Annotated in this window: 9 protein-coding genes and 1 tRNA gene; 3 read left to right on the forward strand and 7 right to left on the reverse strand. The window is 66.6% G+C overall.

What is annotated here, in order from left to right:
- Positions 1-186 precede the first annotated feature (186 nt).
- Together RS85_RS11240 and RS85_RS20240 are read right to left on the reverse strand one after the other, a co-directional pair.
- Positions 187-366: a helix-turn-helix domain-containing protein gene (locus RS85_RS11240; RefSeq protein ID WP_160298625.1), complete on the reverse strand. Its 180-nt coding sequence runs from the start codon at positions 364-366 to the stop codon at positions 187-189.
- 8 nt (positions 367-374) lie between these two features.
- The gene (locus RS85_RS20240; RefSeq protein ID WP_046013549.1) at positions 375-599 is read right to left on the reverse strand and encodes a helix-turn-helix domain-containing protein; all 225 of its coding nucleotides are present in this window, start codon (positions 597-599) and stop codon (positions 375-377) included.
- Positions 600-767: 168 nt separating this feature from the next.
- Between RS85_RS20240 and RS85_RS11250 the strand changes: the two genes are divergently transcribed.
- Positions 768-1280 (forward strand): helix-turn-helix domain-containing protein, encoded by a 513-nt coding sequence (locus RS85_RS11250; protein ID WP_235282415.1) that lies wholly within the window; start codon positions 768-770, stop codon positions 1278-1280.
- Between the two features lie 72 nt (positions 1281-1352).
- Entirely contained in the window at positions 1353-2597 is a 1245-nt protein-coding gene (locus RS85_RS11255; protein WP_152642409.1) for a site-specific integrase, read from the forward strand.
- A gap of 66 nt (positions 2598-2663) precedes the next feature.
- Here RS85_RS11255 and RS85_RS11260 read toward each other — a convergent pair.
- Together RS85_RS11260 and RS85_RS11265 are read right to left on the reverse strand one after the other, a co-directional pair.
- A tRNA-Tyr gene (locus tag RS85_RS11260) sits at positions 2664-2745 on the reverse strand.
- An 86-nt stretch (positions 2746-2831) separates the two neighbouring features.
- Complete coding sequence (locus RS85_RS11265) at positions 2832-3776, reverse strand: PfkB family carbohydrate kinase (protein ID WP_046013552.1); 945 nt, start codon at positions 3774-3776, stop codon at positions 2832-2834.
- Between the two features lie 79 nt (positions 3777-3855).
- Between RS85_RS11265 and RS85_RS11270 the strand changes: the two genes are divergently transcribed.
- Positions 3856-4452 (forward strand): hypothetical protein, encoded by a 597-nt coding sequence (locus tag RS85_RS11270; protein ID WP_046013733.1) that lies wholly within the window; start codon positions 3856-3858, stop codon positions 4450-4452.
- A gap of 11 nt (positions 4453-4463) precedes the next feature.
- On the opposite strand, the gene RS85_RS19035 is transcribed toward RS85_RS11270, so the two are convergent.
- The 3 genes from RS85_RS19035 to rpoB form a co-directional block, all read right to left on the reverse strand.
- Positions 4464-8108 (reverse strand): efflux RND transporter permease subunit, encoded by a 3645-nt coding sequence (locus RS85_RS19035; protein WP_082087593.1) that lies wholly within the window; start codon positions 8106-8108, stop codon positions 4464-4466.
- A 300-nt stretch (positions 8109-8408) separates the two neighbouring features.
- The gene (rpoC, locus tag RS85_RS11280) at positions 8409-12284 is read right to left on the reverse strand and encodes a DNA-directed RNA polymerase subunit beta' (RefSeq protein WP_046013553.1); all 3876 of its coding nucleotides are present in this window, start codon (positions 12282-12284) and stop codon (positions 8409-8411) included.
- Between the two features lie 71 nt (positions 12285-12355).
- Positions 12356-15859 (reverse strand): DNA-directed RNA polymerase subunit beta, encoded by a 3504-nt coding sequence (gene rpoB / locus RS85_RS11285; RefSeq protein WP_046013554.1) that lies wholly within the window; start codon positions 15857-15859, stop codon positions 12356-12358.
- Between the last annotated feature and the right edge of the window lie 13 nt (positions 15860-15872).

Consider the following 15872-nt stretch of genomic DNA (forward strand, 5'->3'; position numbering starts at 1 on the left):
GGTGCAACCTCGGCTTCGCTGTGCCATCGGTCTTGTGTCTACGCACGGGCTGGTCTTTCTCATCTAAAGGTGGTGGTGGTGATGTGTGCGTAACAGTGGGGTGGTGTCTGATTCGGAGTCAGACATGCCGCTGCATACCCGCTGAATCTCGCGCTTCTCGGTGTCTGCGGGCGCAGCGCGGGCACATCAGGCCTCTTCCAGCCCGAACATGCGCAGCAATTCCGCGCGCTTTACGTACCAGCGACCGCCAAGCTTCACGGCTGGCAGCTCGCCTCGGCGCACCGCCTCATAGGTCTGGCGCAGTCCGGACCCTAAGAGCACGGATGTCTCCTCGACGGAGAGCGTGAGCTGGGGCACCTTGGCCACGGCGCTCACTAGTCACCCGCTTCCAGTAGCGCCATCAACGCGGGCACTGGCACAACCATGCGGCGGCCAAACCGTCGCACGGGGATCTCACCGCGGTGAACGGCGGCGTAGGCAGCGGGGCGGGAGAGGCCGAATACGCGGCCCGCATCCTCCACGCTGATAGTGGTTCGCCCTGCGATGTCGGAGAGCGCCAGCGGGCGCTTGGCCGCAGGCGTGGCATCTGTGGTGCCCATGCGGGAGTCCTCTCAGCTTCGGAAATTAATCAACGAAGCCACGAGCGCGCCCGGCGTCTCACCAGTAGGGCTCCCGTCCCTGCACTGGCATCTTGCGGCGAGATCAATGGTGGCATGGGTGATGCACCTGTGTCAAGCTGGGTCTACATACATATTGCTGGAGGTGAGATGAGTGCAACACTGATTCAGGAAGTGGTCGGTCGAAACGTCCGCCACGTCCGCTCTGCTCGGGATGGTCTATCTCAGGTCGAACTAGGCGCGCGAGTGGCCGACCGCCTCGGGGTAGCGGCATGGTCGTCGGCCACGATGTCGGCAGCCGAGAACGGACGGCGCGAGTTCACGGCAGCGGAAATCGTGGCGCTCGCGGTGGAGCTAGGGGTGCTCCCTGGCGCGCTGCTGCTGATCCCGGAGGATATCGAGGCGGTCGTGATTGGCGGCAAACGCGGCCGAGGCAACGAGGTGATGGGGGGCACGGTCGTAGCCAGGGACGCGGTGCAGCCCATCCCTCATGAGACGGAGGGCGTGGACCGCCTCGCACAGCTCGCCGCGGACGCCGTGAGTCGAGCCGACGCCCTGACCGAGAGCTTGGATGAGCTGCACATTCAAGCGATGCAACTGCGGGTCCAGGCATTGCGCCACTCTCAGGGCAGCACGCCCGCACGCACCGCCGACCACGAATAGTAAGCCTGGAAACCAACCGAAAGGAGCACGCGATGAAAGAACACACGATCACGACGAGAGGCGGTGAGGACGATGGCTCGTGACGGGATAGGACGGCGATGCTATTGCCGTGATGAACTGGGCACGGCCCTCGGCTCACGTTGTCCCAAGCTCAGCAGCTCACGCCACGGCGTCTGGGAGTTCCGCGTCAGTGCGGGCACGGACCCCGCAACTGGCAAGCGGCGAACGTTGAAGCGCACCGGCTACGGCACCCGCAAGGAGGCCGAGGATGCCCGCGATGAGGTCGTGCGCAAGTACAAGCGTGGTGCTCTGCGATTCGAGGTGCCGACGCTAACCGAGCACATGGGCACCTGGCTCGCGCGAGCTGAGCGCAGCGGGGACCTCAAGGCCACCACGCTGCGGGAGTACCAGCGCTATGCGGATGACTACGTGCTTCCCGAACTGGGACCGATGAAGCTAGACGGCATCCGTCGCGCGCACGTCGCCCAGTGGGTGGACCGCATGACGACAGACGGCCGCGGGACGGTGGCTATCCACAGAGCACACGCCACTCTGCGAAGCGCGCTGGCCACCGCCGTGCAGCTCGATCTGATCGAGACGAACCCCGCGGCATCAGTGCGCCTCCCTAAGGCCACCACGCGCCGCGTGGAACCGTGGGAGCCAGACGACGCCGGGGTGTTCCTGGATGTCGCCGCACAGCATCGCCTCGGCGCGTTGTTCGAGCTGGCAGTGATGACCGGCATGCGGCGCGGGGAGCTGGTCGGCCTGCGCTGGCGTGACGTTCGACTCGATGGCGCATCCCCGCATCTCGTGGTTCGTTCCCAGCTCGTGCGCGTCGGTAAGGCAGTTCACGAGCAAACCATCAAGACCGAGGCTGGCCAGGGGCGCGTCGTACCGCTCACGGATCGCGCGGTGGGGTCACTCCTCGCGTGGCAGCTTGCTCAGGCCGCTTACCGCGAGCTGGCCACGTCGGTGGGGCTGGGGCCGACCGAGGATCGAGTGTTCACGATGTCCGATGGTTCGGACCTGCGACCTGAGTATCCGTCTCGGGTGTTCGAGTCGCTGGTGACTCAGGCTGGCCTGCGGGCGCAGCGGTTCCACGATCTCCGGCACCTGTTCGCGTCACTCATGCTCTCCGCTGGGGAGGACATGGGCGTGGTGTCGAAGATCATGGGGCACTCGACAGCGCAGATCACGCGCGACCTGTACGCGCACCTCGTAGGCGACCGTGCCCGCACCGCGGTTGAGGGCGGTTTGGCCCTCCTGCCGCCCTCTGCGCGCACTGCTGTGCCCGCAACTGTGCCCGCAGGGCATTAGAAAAGCCCTCCGCCAACCGGTAGTCCGATCGGTGAGGGCCTAACATCCGCGTCATGGTGCGGATCGTGGCGAGTGAGGGATTCGAACCCCCGAATGCGATGCAGTCTGATTTACAGTCAGATCCCTTTGGCCGCTTGGGTAACTCGCCAGAGCGCACCCGTCCGACTTGGACAGCCAACCGGGGGCACGAGAGATAATCATACCCGCCGGAGCCGGGCACATGAAATCGGCTCGTCAGCTGCCGAAGACGCCTCGCTCGGTCTCGGCGAGCGACTCCGGAGTGCGCAGCAGACCACCCTCCGCGCGGCACGTCGCGGCCGCGATGTCCATCGCGCGGGTGAGCAGCGCCTGCCAGTCGTCGAGCGATGCGGGGGTTCCCGAGACGAGGCCGGCAGCGACCGCCGAGAGGGTCGCGTCCCCCGCCCCCACGGTGTCGACGATGCGCCCGGGAAGCTGCGAGATCGGCGCGGCCGTGGTGCCGGCATCCGTCTCGAGGATCGCACCGTCGGCGCCGGCCGTGGCGAGCACAGCCCGTACGCCGAGGCTGCGGAGCCGTGCGCGCAGCGCGTCGAGGTCGCCGTCGTACAGGATCGCTGCGTCGTCGGCGCCGACCTTCACGATGTCGGCCTCCGCGGCCACACGCTCGAAGCCGCGGACGAACTCGTCGCGGTCGCTCAGCATGCCGGTGCGCGGGTTGGGATCGATCGCCAGGCGCGCGCCCGCGGTCGCCTCGGCCAAGGCGTCGACCTCGGCGAGAACGTCGAAGGGGAAGCAGCTGATCGCGACAAGACCCGCGTCCGCGATCGCCGATCGGGCCTCGTCCGAATAGCGGATGCTGCGCCGCTGCGCCGCCTCATTGAAGACGTACTCGGGCTCACCGTTCGCCGCCCGTTGCACGACCGCACGTGACGAGCCGTGCGGAGCCGCACTCGCGATGAGCCGCACCCCGTGGTCCGTGAGGTACTCGCGGATATGTCCGCCTGCCTCGTCGTCGCCGACCATCGCGACGAGCGTCGTCGCGACGCCCAGCCGCCGAAGCCCGACCGCGACGTTCAACGCGGCGCCGCCGACCAGTTCGCGCACGCCCGACTCGTCACGGATCTCATCGATCAGCGCGTCGCCGATCACGACGGCGGACGCGGTGCCGGCGGACCCCGTGGGTAGACCTTCGTTGCTCATCCGCCGACCTTATCGCGACGCGCGTGAGCGTGCCGCACGAATGCTGTCGCCGCCGCGGCAACCACGCTACGGTGTGGCCATGAAGGCACGATTCTCCGCAGGCGCCGCCGCCCTCTTGCTGGTGGCGGTCCTGACCGCGTGCGGACCGGCATCCGATGGGCCGAGCGAAGCCGGCGACTCATCGAGTCCCTCCGACGGAGCATCCGCTACCCCGGACGAGACGTCGACGCCTTCCCCCTCCCCCAGCCCGACGTCGAAGGGCGTCGCGCTGCCCACGGACTGCCGCGCGATCCTCTCCGAAGACGTGCTCGCTCAGCTCGAAGGACTCCCGCTCAACGATGCCGCCTTCGGTCCCTCCGGTGTGGGCACCGACGGCACACTCACGTGCATCTGGGCAGACCCGCAAGCGGACACCACGAGTCTCACCACGACCATCTCCGTCATGAACCGCGGCCCCGCCCTCGACATGCTCAACGCTCTCGCCGAGACCGAAGGCTTCTCGTGCTTCACGCCCGACGGCGGCACCCGCTGCGAGAAGACCTGGCCCAACACGCAGTATCCGGTGACCGACGGACGCACCCTGTTCTGGCAAGACGACATCCTGATCGACACCCGGTACTCGAACCTGGCCCCCTCCGGCTACACGTCGTCGATCGTCGAGAACCTCTTCGGCTAGACGCTTGCCGGTCAGCGCTGCTCCGGCTCGCGCGCCGGTTCGCGGTCGTCATCGCCGCCGAAGATCTGCACATCGTCGTCTCCCGACTCCTTGTTCTCGAGAAGCGCGTTCTCGCGCCGCGCACGGCGTTCCGCGCGCTTGGCCATCCGGCGTTCGCGCGAGCGCTCGAGGAGGAGGTACAGGATCGGGACGAGGATCAGGGTCAGCAGTGTCGAGCTGATCAGACCGCCGATCACCACGATCGCGAGCGGCCGGGAGATGAACACGCCCCCGCCGGTGATCCCGAATGCCATGGGGAGGAGCGCGAAGATCGTGGCCGTCGCCGTCATGAGAATGGGCCGCAGACGTAGTCGCGTTCCGTGGTACACCGCGGCATCGAGATCCGCACCGCCCTCCCGCAGCTTGTTCACGAGATCCAGCAGCACGATCGCATTCGTCACCACGATGCCGATCAGCATCAGCAACCCGATCAGCGCGGGCAGCCCGAGCGGCGTGCCTGTGAGCAGCAGCCCGAGGATCGCACCGGTCGCCGCGAACGGCACCGCGATCAGGAGGATGGTCGGCTGACGCAGGTTGCGGAACGTCATCACCATGACGAGCAGCACCAGCGCGATCGCGGCGAGCATCGCCAAGCCGAGCTGCCCGAAGGCCTCGTCCTGCTCCGCCGCGACACCGCCGACCTCGTATCGCACGCCATCGGGAAGCTCGACCTCGGCCGTCGCCGCGTCCAGCGCCTGTGAGGCCGCATCGAGTCTGCCGTCCTTCGGAGTGACCGTGATCGTCGCGACGCGCTCTCCGCCGACCCGCGAGATCGACGGTGCGGTCATCTCCTCGGTCACGGTCGCGACGTCTGCGACCCGGACCGCCGTGCCGCGCACCTCGCCCGCCGCCCGCTGCGCCTCGGCCATGCGATCCGCCTCGGCCTGCTGAGCGGCGGACTCCGACTGTCCCTCGCGAAGCTGCGTGAGCTGCGCATCGGCCGCCTCGATGCCCGCCTCGGTCTGCTCGATCGCCGACGCCATCGAGGCGATCTGCTCCTGCCGCTCGGTCTCGGCGTCGATCGCGGCCTGCTGCTCGGGCGACTGAGGCTCCGGCACCACGGGGGCGGAGGCCTGCAGTTCCCCGAACTGAGCCCGCAGCCCTCCGAGCTGTCGGCGGAGGTCGGAGCGCTGCGACGCCGTGTCCGCGATCTGCTTGTCGACCTCCCGCTCGGCCTCGGCTCTCTGCTCCTCCGACTTCTGCTTCTGCTCGGCCTCCAGCTGATCCATCGCCGCCTTCTGCGCGGCGGCCGTCTGCTTCGGGGTGACCGGCAGCACCGTCGCCGCCACCGCCTCGGCACCTCCGCTGACGTCGGCCGTCCGCACGACGAGATCACGCTCCTGGCCGTCGAGCACGACGCTGCCGGCGGGAGTGCCGTTCAGTGCGGCGGTGATGGCCGTGGCGATCTGCTGTTGGTCGAATCCGAGCGCCGCCGCCTTCAGCGGATCGACGACGACCTGGACGACCGGCTGCTCACCGCTGATGTCGCTCGAGACCTTCTGGACGCTCGACTCCTTCTTCAGGACCGCGACCAGGGCCTCGCTCGCCCCGGCGAGCGCCTTCGGGTCGTTGCCGAGCACGCGGAGTTCGATGCCGGCATCCGCGCCGCTCGCGCTCGCTGTCACCACGTCGAAGGTCTTCGGCTCGCCGAGTTCCGCGAGGGCGCGCTCGATCCGAGGCTGCACCTCGGCCGCCTTCGCCTTCTCCTCGAGGGCGACCTCGAAGGTGTTGACCTTCTTCTCCCCGGCGCGCACGGCCGCCCCGGGGATCGTCGACAGCACGCTCTCGACGCCCTCTACCTTCTTGAGCGCTCGCTCGACCGGCTCAGCCGCGGCGAGGCGCTCCTCGACGCTGCCCGACGCCTGCGGCTTCTGTTCCACCGTGATGCTCTGCTGGCCGGACTCGCCGAGGAAGTCCGTCGGGATCTGGGTCGCGAGCACGAAGGTCGCGAGCAGCACGACGACCGACGCGGAGAGCGTGATCACCGGGCGGCGATGCGTCGCACCGAGGAAGGACATGGAGCCGCGCTGCAGCCGGTCCTCCGGCGCTGCCATCTCGGCCCGTGCGAACTCACGAGCGTCCGAGTGGCGATCGTCGGACGATGCGGACGTCTCCCCCGCGAGGGCAGCCTGGGCAGCCGCGCGGCGACGCGCCCCCGGCGACTGGAACAGGTACGCAAGCACCGGCACCACCGTCAGAGCCACCACCAGCGAAGCTGCGAGCGCGATCGTCACCGTGATCGAGAACGGCCGGAACAGCTGACCGGTGACACCCGAGACGAAGGCGATCGGCAGGAACACGGCGATCGTCGTGGCCGTCGAGGCGATGATCGCCCCGGCCACCTGCTTGACCGAGGCGACGATGTCCTCCACCGTCGGCACGCGTCGCTCCGCGTGTCTGTTGATGTTCTCGATCACGACGATCGAGTCGTCCACGACACGTCCGATCGCGATCGTGAGCGCGGCGAGCGTGAAGATGTTGAGCGTGTTGTCCGTCCATAGCAGAGCGATCATCGTGATCAGCAGCGATAGCGGGATCGAGACGGCCGCGATCACCGTCGAGCGCCACGAGCGCAGGAACGCGAAGATGATGATGACCGCGAAAAGGAGACCGAGACCGCCCTCGGTCGAGAGATCCTCGATGGACTGCTCGATGAACGGTGCCTGGTCGAACACCGGCACGAACTCAGCATCCAAGGAGGCGGCGGACTCATCGAGGATCGCCGTGACGCCGTGAGAGATGTCCACGGCATTGGCACCGATGGCGGCCATGACCTGGATCGTGAGCGCCGCCTTGCCGTTCACGCGCGAGATGGACCCGGCGGGCTCGGACTTCAGCGTCACGTCCGCGAAGTCCTTGATCAGCACCACGCCATCTTCGATCTGCACCGGAAGCGCCCCGATCGCGTCGACGCTCTCGATTCCGGGGCCGACGTTGACCGCGACCTCGCCCTGGTCGCTGCCGATCTGACCGGCGGAGACTACCTCGGCGTTGGCCTGCAGAGTCGAGAGCACCGCTGCGGGATCGACCTTGAGGCGATCGACATCCGCGGTGCGCAGGGATATCTCGATGCGCTGCGACTCCTGCCCCTGCAGCGTGGCCGCCCGGACGCCGGGCACCGCGCGGACCTTGGGCAGGACGTTCTGCTCGAGCGACTCGGCGAAGACCTTCGCGTCGGATGACGAACCCGCGCTCAGGACCATCGCCGGGATATCGGCGGCGGAACCGGACTGCACGGCCACTCCGGCGTCTTTCGGCAGCGCGGACTTCACACCGTCGACAGCGGCCTTGATCGCACGGAGAGTCTCATCCGCGTCGAGCTCGAACGGCCAGGTGACGGCGACCTGGGCGCTGCCGGTGGTCGTCGTGGAGGTGATCGACGTGAGTCCACTCACGCCGTTCAGGGCGTCCTCGACCGGCTCGGTCGCGAGGTCCACCATCTGATCGGGCGAGAGACCGGTGGAGTCCACCGAGATGTATGCGCCCGGCTGCGTGATCGACGGCATCAGCTCCTGGCGGAGGGACGACATCGCGATGAGGCCGAAAGCGGCGACCGCCAGGGTGATCAGGCAGACGATGGCACGGTTCGCGAGGCTGGCGCGCGTGAGGAATGTCATGAGTGTGAAGAGTTTCGTTCGATGCGACCGGAGACGGACGTTGCGGACTCACGGCCGGAAGGCCCCCGTCGAGCAACGATCTCTCCAGCAAACCGTGCGCAGCGCTCTCTTCCATCCGCCGCCGGTACCGCCGGTGTCGTACCACGGCACGATTTCCGCCCCGCCCCGCCGGGCACCCTCGCGAGCGCACGAAGAAGGCCCCGGGGTGAACCCCGGGGCCTTCTCAGTCACTCAGTACTTCAGTGTTTCGACTCGTTCGCGCTTCGCGCGGACTCGCTCAATCTTGACGGGCTTCGCTCGTCAATTGTAAGTACCGGGCGTGATGTCGTCCGTCGAGAAAGCGTCGAAGTCGACGTAGCCGAAGTCGCCGTCCGCGTACGCACCGTCGGATGCGAAGATCCGGTTCGGGTAGCGCTCGCTCTTGGCTTCCTCGGTCGCCTCGACCGTGACGTCACGGTACTTCGACAGTCCCGTTCCGGCGGGGATGAGCTTACCGATGATGACGTTCTCCTTGAGACCGACCAGCGGGTCGCGCTTGCCCTGCATGGCAGCCTCGGTGAGCACGCGGGTCGTCTCCTGGAACGACGCAGCCGACAACCACGACTCGGTCGCGAGCGACGCCTTCGTGATACCCATCAGCTCCGAACGACCGGAAGCCGGACGCTTGCCCTCGGCGACAGCCTCGCGGTTGATCGCCTGGTAGCGCTTGAGGTCGACCATCTCACCCGGGAGCAGGGTCGTGTCGGCGTGATCGACGACGGTGACCTTGCGGAGCATCTGACGGACGATGACCTCGATGTGCTTGTCGTGGATCGGCACACCCTGCGAGCGGTACACGCCCTGGACGCCGCCGACGAGGTAACGCTGCACCTCGCGAGCACCCATGACGCGCATGATCTCCTTGGGGTCGAGCGTTCCGACCAGGATCGGCTGACCGACCGTGACGTGCTGTCCGTCTTCGACGAGCAGCGTCGCACGACGCAGCACCGGGTAGATGACTGCCTCGTCGCCGTTGTCGGGCGTCAGGATGACCTTCTTGCCCTTGTCGGTCTCGTCGATCGTGATGCGACCATCGGCCTCGGCGATCGGGGACGCACCCTTGGGGGTACGAGCCTCGAAGAGCTCCTGCACACGGGGAAGACCCTGCGTGATGTCATCCGCGGATGCCGAACCACCGGTGTGGAAGGTACGCATCGTCAGCTGGGTACCGGGCTCGCCGATCGACTGGGCCGCGATGATGCCGACGGCCTCGCCGATGTCGACGGTCTTGCCGGTCGCGAGCGAGCGGCCGTAGCACTGCGCGCAGACACCGACGGCGGAGTCGCAGGTGAGGACCGAGCGCACCTTGATGCTCTCGACACCGAGCCCGACCAGCTTGTCGATGAGCACGTCTCCGACGTCATCGTGGGCCGAGGCGAGGATCTCGCCCGACTCGCTCACGACGTCGGATGCCAGGGTACGAGCGAACACCGAGTTCTCGACGTTCGCGTCGCGCATCAGCTCGCCCTGCGAGTTCGGAGCGGCGATCGGGAGCTCGAGGCCCTTCGACGTGCCGCAGTCCTCTTCGCGGATGATGACGTCCTGCGAGACATCCACCAGACGACGGGTCAGGTAACCCGAGTCGGCGGTACGCAGAGCGGTGTCGGCCAGACCCTTACGGGTACCGTGCGTCGCGATGAAGTACTCCGCCACCGACAGACCCTCGCGGTACGAGGAGATGATCGGACGCGGGATGATCTCACCCTTGGGGTTGTTCACCAGACCACGCATACCGGCGATGTTCCGGATCTGCAGCCAGTTACCACGAGCACCCGACGACACCATGCGGTTGATGGTGTTGTCCTCCGGGAAGTTCGCCCGCATCGCGGTCTGAACCTCGTCGGTCGCCTCGGTCCAGATCTTGATGAGTTCCTGACGACGCTCGGTGTCGGTCGTCAGACCCTTCTCGTACTGCGACTGGACCTTCGCGGCCTGCTTCTCGTAGCCGGCGACGATCTCCGCCTTGTTCGGCGGGGTGAGGATGTCGCTCAGGGCGACGGTCACACCGGAGCGCGTGGCCCAGTAGAAACCGGCGTCCTTGATGCGGTCCAGCGACGCCGCGGTCTCGACCTTGGGGTACTCCTCGGCCAGCTTGTTGACGATCTGCGACAGCTTGTTCTTGTCAGCCTGCTCGCGGACGAACGGGTAGCCCTTCGGCAGCGTGTCGTTGAAGATCGCCTGACCCAGCGAAGCGTCGACCAGTCCGTGACGCTCGTAGCCCTCGGGGGCGTCGCCCTCGAGGAACGTCAGACCCGGGATGCGGATGCGGACCTTGGCCTGCAGGTCGAGGGTGCCCTCGTCCTTGGCCAGGATCGCCTCGCCCACCGAACCGAACGCACGACCCTCACCGGCTGCGCCCTCCTTGACCGTGGTCAAGTGGTGCAGACCGATGATCATGTCCTGCGAAGGCAGGGTGACCGGGCGGCCGTCGGACGGCTTCAGGATGTTGTTCGACGCGAGCATCAGCACGCGGGCCTCGGCCTGAGCCTCGACCGACAGCGGCAGGTGCACGGCCATCTGGTCACCGTCGAAGTCGGCGTTGAACGCCGCGCAGACGAGCGGGTGCAGCTGGATGGCCTTGCCCTCGACGAGCTGCGGCTCGAACGCCTGGATGCCGAGACGGTGCAGCGTGGGCGCACGGTTCAGCAGAACCGGACGCTCACGGATGATCTCCTCGAGCACGTCCCAGACCTCGGGACGGGTGCGCTCGACGGCACGCTTGGCCGCCTTGATGTTCTGCGAGTGACCGAGGTCGATCAGGCGCTTGATGACGAACGGCTTGAAGAGCTCCAGAGCCATCTGCTTGGGCAGACCGCACTGGTGCAGCTTCAGCTGCGGGCCGACGATGATGACCGAACGGCCCGAGTAGTCGACACGCTTGCCGAGCAGGTTCTGACGGAAGCGACCCTGCTTGCCCTTCAGCATGTCGCTGAGGGACTTCAGGGCGCGGTTGCCGGTACCGGTGACGGGACGACCGCGGCGGCCGTTGTCGAACAGTGCGTCGACGGCCTCCTGCAGCATCCGCTTCTCGTTGTTGACGATGATCTCGGGGGCACCGAGGTCGATCAGACGACGAAGACGGTTGTTGCGGTTGATCACACGACGGTAGAGGTCGTTCAGGTCGGAGGTCGCGAAGCGGCCACCGTCGAGCTGCACCATCGGGCGCAGCTCCGGCGGGATCACCGGGACGACATCCAGAACCATCGCGGCCGGGCTCATACCGGTCTCGAGGAACGAGCTGACGACCTTCAGGCGCTTGATCGCGCGGATCTTGCGCTGACCCTTGCCCTCGGAGATCTGCAGACGCAGGTTCTCGGCTTCGCCCGCGAGGTCGAACGCCGCGAGGCGACGCTGGATCGACTCGGCGCCCATGTAGGCCTCGAAGTACTGACCGAAGCGGTCCTGCAGCTCGTGGAAGACGTCGTCCTCGGGGCGGAGCGCGCCGACCTCGAGCGTGCGGAAGTCTTCCCACACGCGCTCGAGCTTGGCGATCTGTTCGTCGGCACCCTTGCGGGTGAGAGTCATCTCCTTCTCGGCGGCGTCCTTGACCTTCTTCTTGGCGTCGGCCTTGGCACCCTCGGCCTCGAGAGCAGCGAGCTCCTCCTCGAGACGACCCAGGCGCTCGGCGATCTTCGCGTCGCGACGGTCACCGAGCGTCTTCAGCTCGAGACGGATGTTGTTCTCCTGCGTGCCCAGGTCGCGGTGACGAGCATCCTCGTCGACCGAGATGACCATGTAGGCGGCGAAGTAGATGACCTTCTCGAGGTCCTTCGGCGCCATGTCGAGCAGGTAGCCGAGACGCGACGGAACACCCTTGAAGTACCAGATGTGGGTGACCGGAGCGGCGAGCTCGATGTGGCCCATGCGCTCACGACGGACGGAGCTCTTGGTGACCTCCACGCCGCAGCGCTCGCAGACGATGCCCTTGAAGCGGACGCGCTTGTACTTGCCGCACGCGCACTCCCAGTCGCGGGACGGCCCGAAGATCTGCTCTCCGAAGAGACCGTCCTTCTCGGGCTTCAGGGTGCGGTAGTTGATGGTTTCGGGCTTCTTGACCTCACCGTACGACCACGCGCGGATGTGGTCCGCGGTGGCGAGGCCGATGCGAAGCTCATCGAAAGTGTTTGACTCGAGCACTGATTCTCCTGTGTCGGAATTCTTTTTGAGAAGTCTGGGAGGGAGGGCCGCCGCTGACGGCGGCCCTCACCTTAGATCTCGTCGATCGAGGCGGCCTCGAAGCGGCTGGAGATGTTGATCCCGAGCTCTTCCGCTGCACGGAAGGCCTCGTCGTCGGTGTCACGCAGGTTGACCAGCGTGCCGTCGGCCGAGAGGACCTCGACGTTCAGGCAGAGCGACTGCATCTCCTTCATGAGCACCTTGAAGGACTCGGGGATGCCGGGCTCCTGGATGTTCTCGCCCTTGACGATCGCCTCGTACACCTTGACGCGGCCGAGGATGTCGTCGGACTTGATCGTGAGGAGCTCCTGGAGCGCGTATGCGGCGCCGTAGGCCTCGAGAGCCCACACCTCCATCTCACCGAAGCGCTGTCCACCGAACTGCGCCTTACCACCGAGCGGCTGCTGGGTGATCATCGAGTACGGACCCGTAGAACGTGCGTGGATCTTGTCGTCGACCAGGTGGTGCAGCTTCAGGATGTACATGTAGCCCACCGAGACCGGCGCCGGGAACGGCTCGCCGGAGCGGCCGTCGAACAGCAGGGCCTTTCCGCTCGAACCGATCAGGCGGTCGCCGTCGCGGGTCGGGGTGGTCGCGTCGAGGAGACCGGCGATCTCCTCCTCGCTCGCACCGTCGAACACCGGTGTGGCGACCTTCGTGCCGGGAGCGGCCTCGAACGCCTGCTCGGGCAGACGCGCTGCCCACTCCGGCTTGCCTTCGACCTTCCAGCCCTGCTTGGCGATCCACCCGAGGTGGGTCTCCAGGACCTGGCCGAAGTTCATTCGTCCCGGGATGCCGAGCGGGTTCAGCACGATGTCGACCGGGGTTCCGTCCGCGAGGAACGGCATGTCCTCGATCGGGAGGATCTTCGCGATGACACCCTTGTTGCCGTGACGGCCGGCGAGCTTGTCACCCTCGGTGATCTTGCGCTTCTGGGCGATGTAGACCACGACGCGGCGGTTCACGCCGGAGCCGAGCTCGTCGTCGCCGTCCTCGGCGTTGAACTCCTTGACCGCGATGATCGTGCCCTGCTCGCCGTGAGGCACCTTCAGGGACGTGTCGCGGACCTCGCGGCTCTTCTCGTTGAAGATCGCGCGGAGCAGACGCTCCTCGGCCGACAGCTCGGTCTCGCCCTTCGGCGTGACCTTGCCGACGAGGATGTCGCCGGGGCGGACCTCGGCGCCGATGCGGATGATGCCGCGCTCGTCGAGATCCTTGAGCAGTTCAGGGCTGACGTTGGGGAGATCACGGGTGATCTCCTCCTTGCCGAGCTTCGTGTCGCGAGCGTCGACCTCGTACTCCTCGATGTGGATCGAGGAGAGGGTGTCGTCCTTCACGAGGTCCTGGCTGAGGATGATCGCGTCCTCGAAGTTGTAACCCTCCCACGTCATGAAGGCGACGAGGAGGTTCTTTCCGAGGGCCAGCTCGCCGTTCTCGGTGGCGGGGCCATCGGCGATGACCTCTCCGACCTCGACGCGCTCACCGGCGGAGACGACGACCTTCTGGTTGTACGACGTGCCCTGGTTGGAGCGGTCGAACTTGCGCAGGTGGTACTCCTGCGTTCCGCCCTCGTCGAGCATGACGACGACGCGGTCCGCGGAGACCTCGGAGACGACACCGGCCTTCTCGGCGGTGAGCACGTCACCGGCGTCGATGGCCGTGTAGCCCTCCATACCGGTTCCGACGAGCGGCGAGTCGCTGCGCAGCAGCGGCACAGCCTGACGCTGCATGTTGGCACCCATGAGGGCGCGCTGTGCGTCGTCGTGCTCGAGGAACGGCACGAGCGAGGTCGCGACCGACACCATCTGGCGCGGCGAGACATCGATGTAGCCGATGTCCTCAGGGAGGAACATGTCGACCTCGCCGCTACCGCCCTTGGGGCGGGCCAGGACGTGGCTCTCGATGAAGCGACCCTTGGCATCGAGCGGGGCGTTGGCCTGCGCGATGTTGAAGTCGACCTCTTCGGAAGCGGTCAGGTAGTCGATGTGCTCGGTGACGACACCGTTCTCGACCTTGCGGTACGGGGTCTCGATGAAACCGAACGAGTTGATGCGCGCGAAGGTCGCGAGCGCACCGATCAGACCGATGTTCGGGCCTTCCGGCGTCTCGATCGGGCACATGCGGCCGTAGTGCGACGGGTGGACGTCACGGACCTCGACGCCGGCGCGGTCACGGGAGAGACCACCCGGGCCCAGCGCGGAGAGACGACGCTTGTTCGTCAGACCGGCGAGCGGGTTGTTCTGGTCCATGAACTGCGACAGCTGCGACGTTCCGAAGAACTCCTTGATCGCGGCGACGACGGGGCGCACGTTGATCAGGGTCTGCGGCGTGATCGCCTCGATGTCCTGCGTGGTCATGCGCTCGCGGACGACGCGCTCCATGCGGGACAGACCGGTGCGGACCTGGTTCTGGATCAGCTCGCCGACCGCGCGGATGCGACGGTTGCCGAAGTTGTCGATGTCGTCGGTCGCGAGACGGATCTCGGCCTTCTTGCCCGAGCGGATGCCGGTGAAGGTCTCCTCGGTGCCTGCGTGCAGACGCACGAGGTACTTGATCGTGGCCACGATGTCCTCGACGGTCAGCACCGACGAGTTCAGCGGCTGGTCCAGGCCCAGCTTGTGGTTGATCTTGTAGCGACCGACCTTGGCCAGGTCGTAGCGCTTCGGGTTGAAGTAGAAGTTGTCCAGCAGCGCGCGGGCAGCCTCGGCGGCGACCTGCTCGCCCGGACGGAGCTTGCGGTAGATGTCGCGGAGCGCATCTTCCTTCGTGACGATCGTGTCCTTCGCGAGCGTCTCCTCGATCGAGGTGTAGCCGGCGAACTCGGCGAGGATCTCCTCGCTCGTCATGCCCAGAGCCTTGAGGAAGACCGTGACCGACTGCTTGCGCTTGCGGTCGACGCGCACGCCGACCTGGTCGCGCTTGTCGATCTCGAACTCGAGCCATGCACCACGGCTCGGGATGACGCGCGCCGACACGATGTCCTTGTCGGACGTCTTGTCGGGGGTCTTGTCGAAGTAGACACCCGGCGAACGCACGAGCTGCGAGACGACGACGCGCTCGGAGCCGTTGATGATGAACGTTCCCTTGTCGGTCTGGAGCGGGAAGTCGCCCATGAAGACCGTCTGGGTCTTGATCTCACCGGTGAGGTGGTTCATGAACTCGGCCTCGACGTACAGCGGAGCGGCGTACGTCTTGCCGCGCTCCTTGCACTCGTCGATGGAGTACTTCTCCGGCTCGAGATACGGGTTCGTGAACGACAGCTGCATCGTCTCGCCGAGGTCCTCGATGGGAGAGATCTCCTCGAAGATCTCGCCGAGGCCCGAGTTCTCGTTGACGTCGGTGCGGCCGGCCTTCTTGGCCTCGGCAACGCGCGCCTTCCAGGCGTCGTTACCGACGAGCCAACCGAAGGATTCGGTCTGCAGAGCCAGAAGGTCTGGGACCGTCAGGGTGTCGGAGATCTTGGCGAACGAAAGACGGGATGCTCCGCGTCCGTTCTTGGTGGTGGTGGATGTGGATGCGTTGCGAGCAGCAGCCAAGGGAATAACCTCC

Source organism: Microbacterium sp. SA39 (genome assembly GCF_000967865.1).
Taxonomy (GTDB): Bacteria; Actinomycetota; Actinomycetes; order Actinomycetales; family Microbacteriaceae; genus Microbacterium.

Bases quoted from the DNA above. Each gene is read 5' to 3' on its own strand.
- RS85_RS20240 (WP_046013549.1), bottom strand. From the start codon at position 599: ATGGGCACCACAGATGCCACGCCTGCGGCCAAGCGCCCGCTGGCGCTC.
- RS85_RS11250 (WP_235282415.1), top strand. From the start codon at position 768: ATGAGTGCAACACTGATTCAGGAAGTGGTCGGTCGAAACGTCCGCCAC.
- RS85_RS11255 (WP_152642409.1), top strand. From the start codon at position 1,353: ATGGCTCGTGACGGGATAGGACGGCGATGCTATTGCCGTGATGAACTG.
- RS85_RS11265 (WP_046013552.1), bottom strand. From the start codon at position 3,776: ATGAGCAACGAAGGTCTACCCACGGGGTCCGCCGGCACCGCGTCCGCC.
- RS85_RS11270 (WP_046013733.1), top strand. From the start codon at position 3,856: ATGAAGGCACGATTCTCCGCAGGCGCCGCCGCCCTCTTGCTGGTGGCG.
- RS85_RS19035 (WP_082087593.1), bottom strand. From the start codon at position 8,108: ATGACATTCCTCACGCGCGCCAGCCTCGCGAACCGTGCCATCGTCTGC.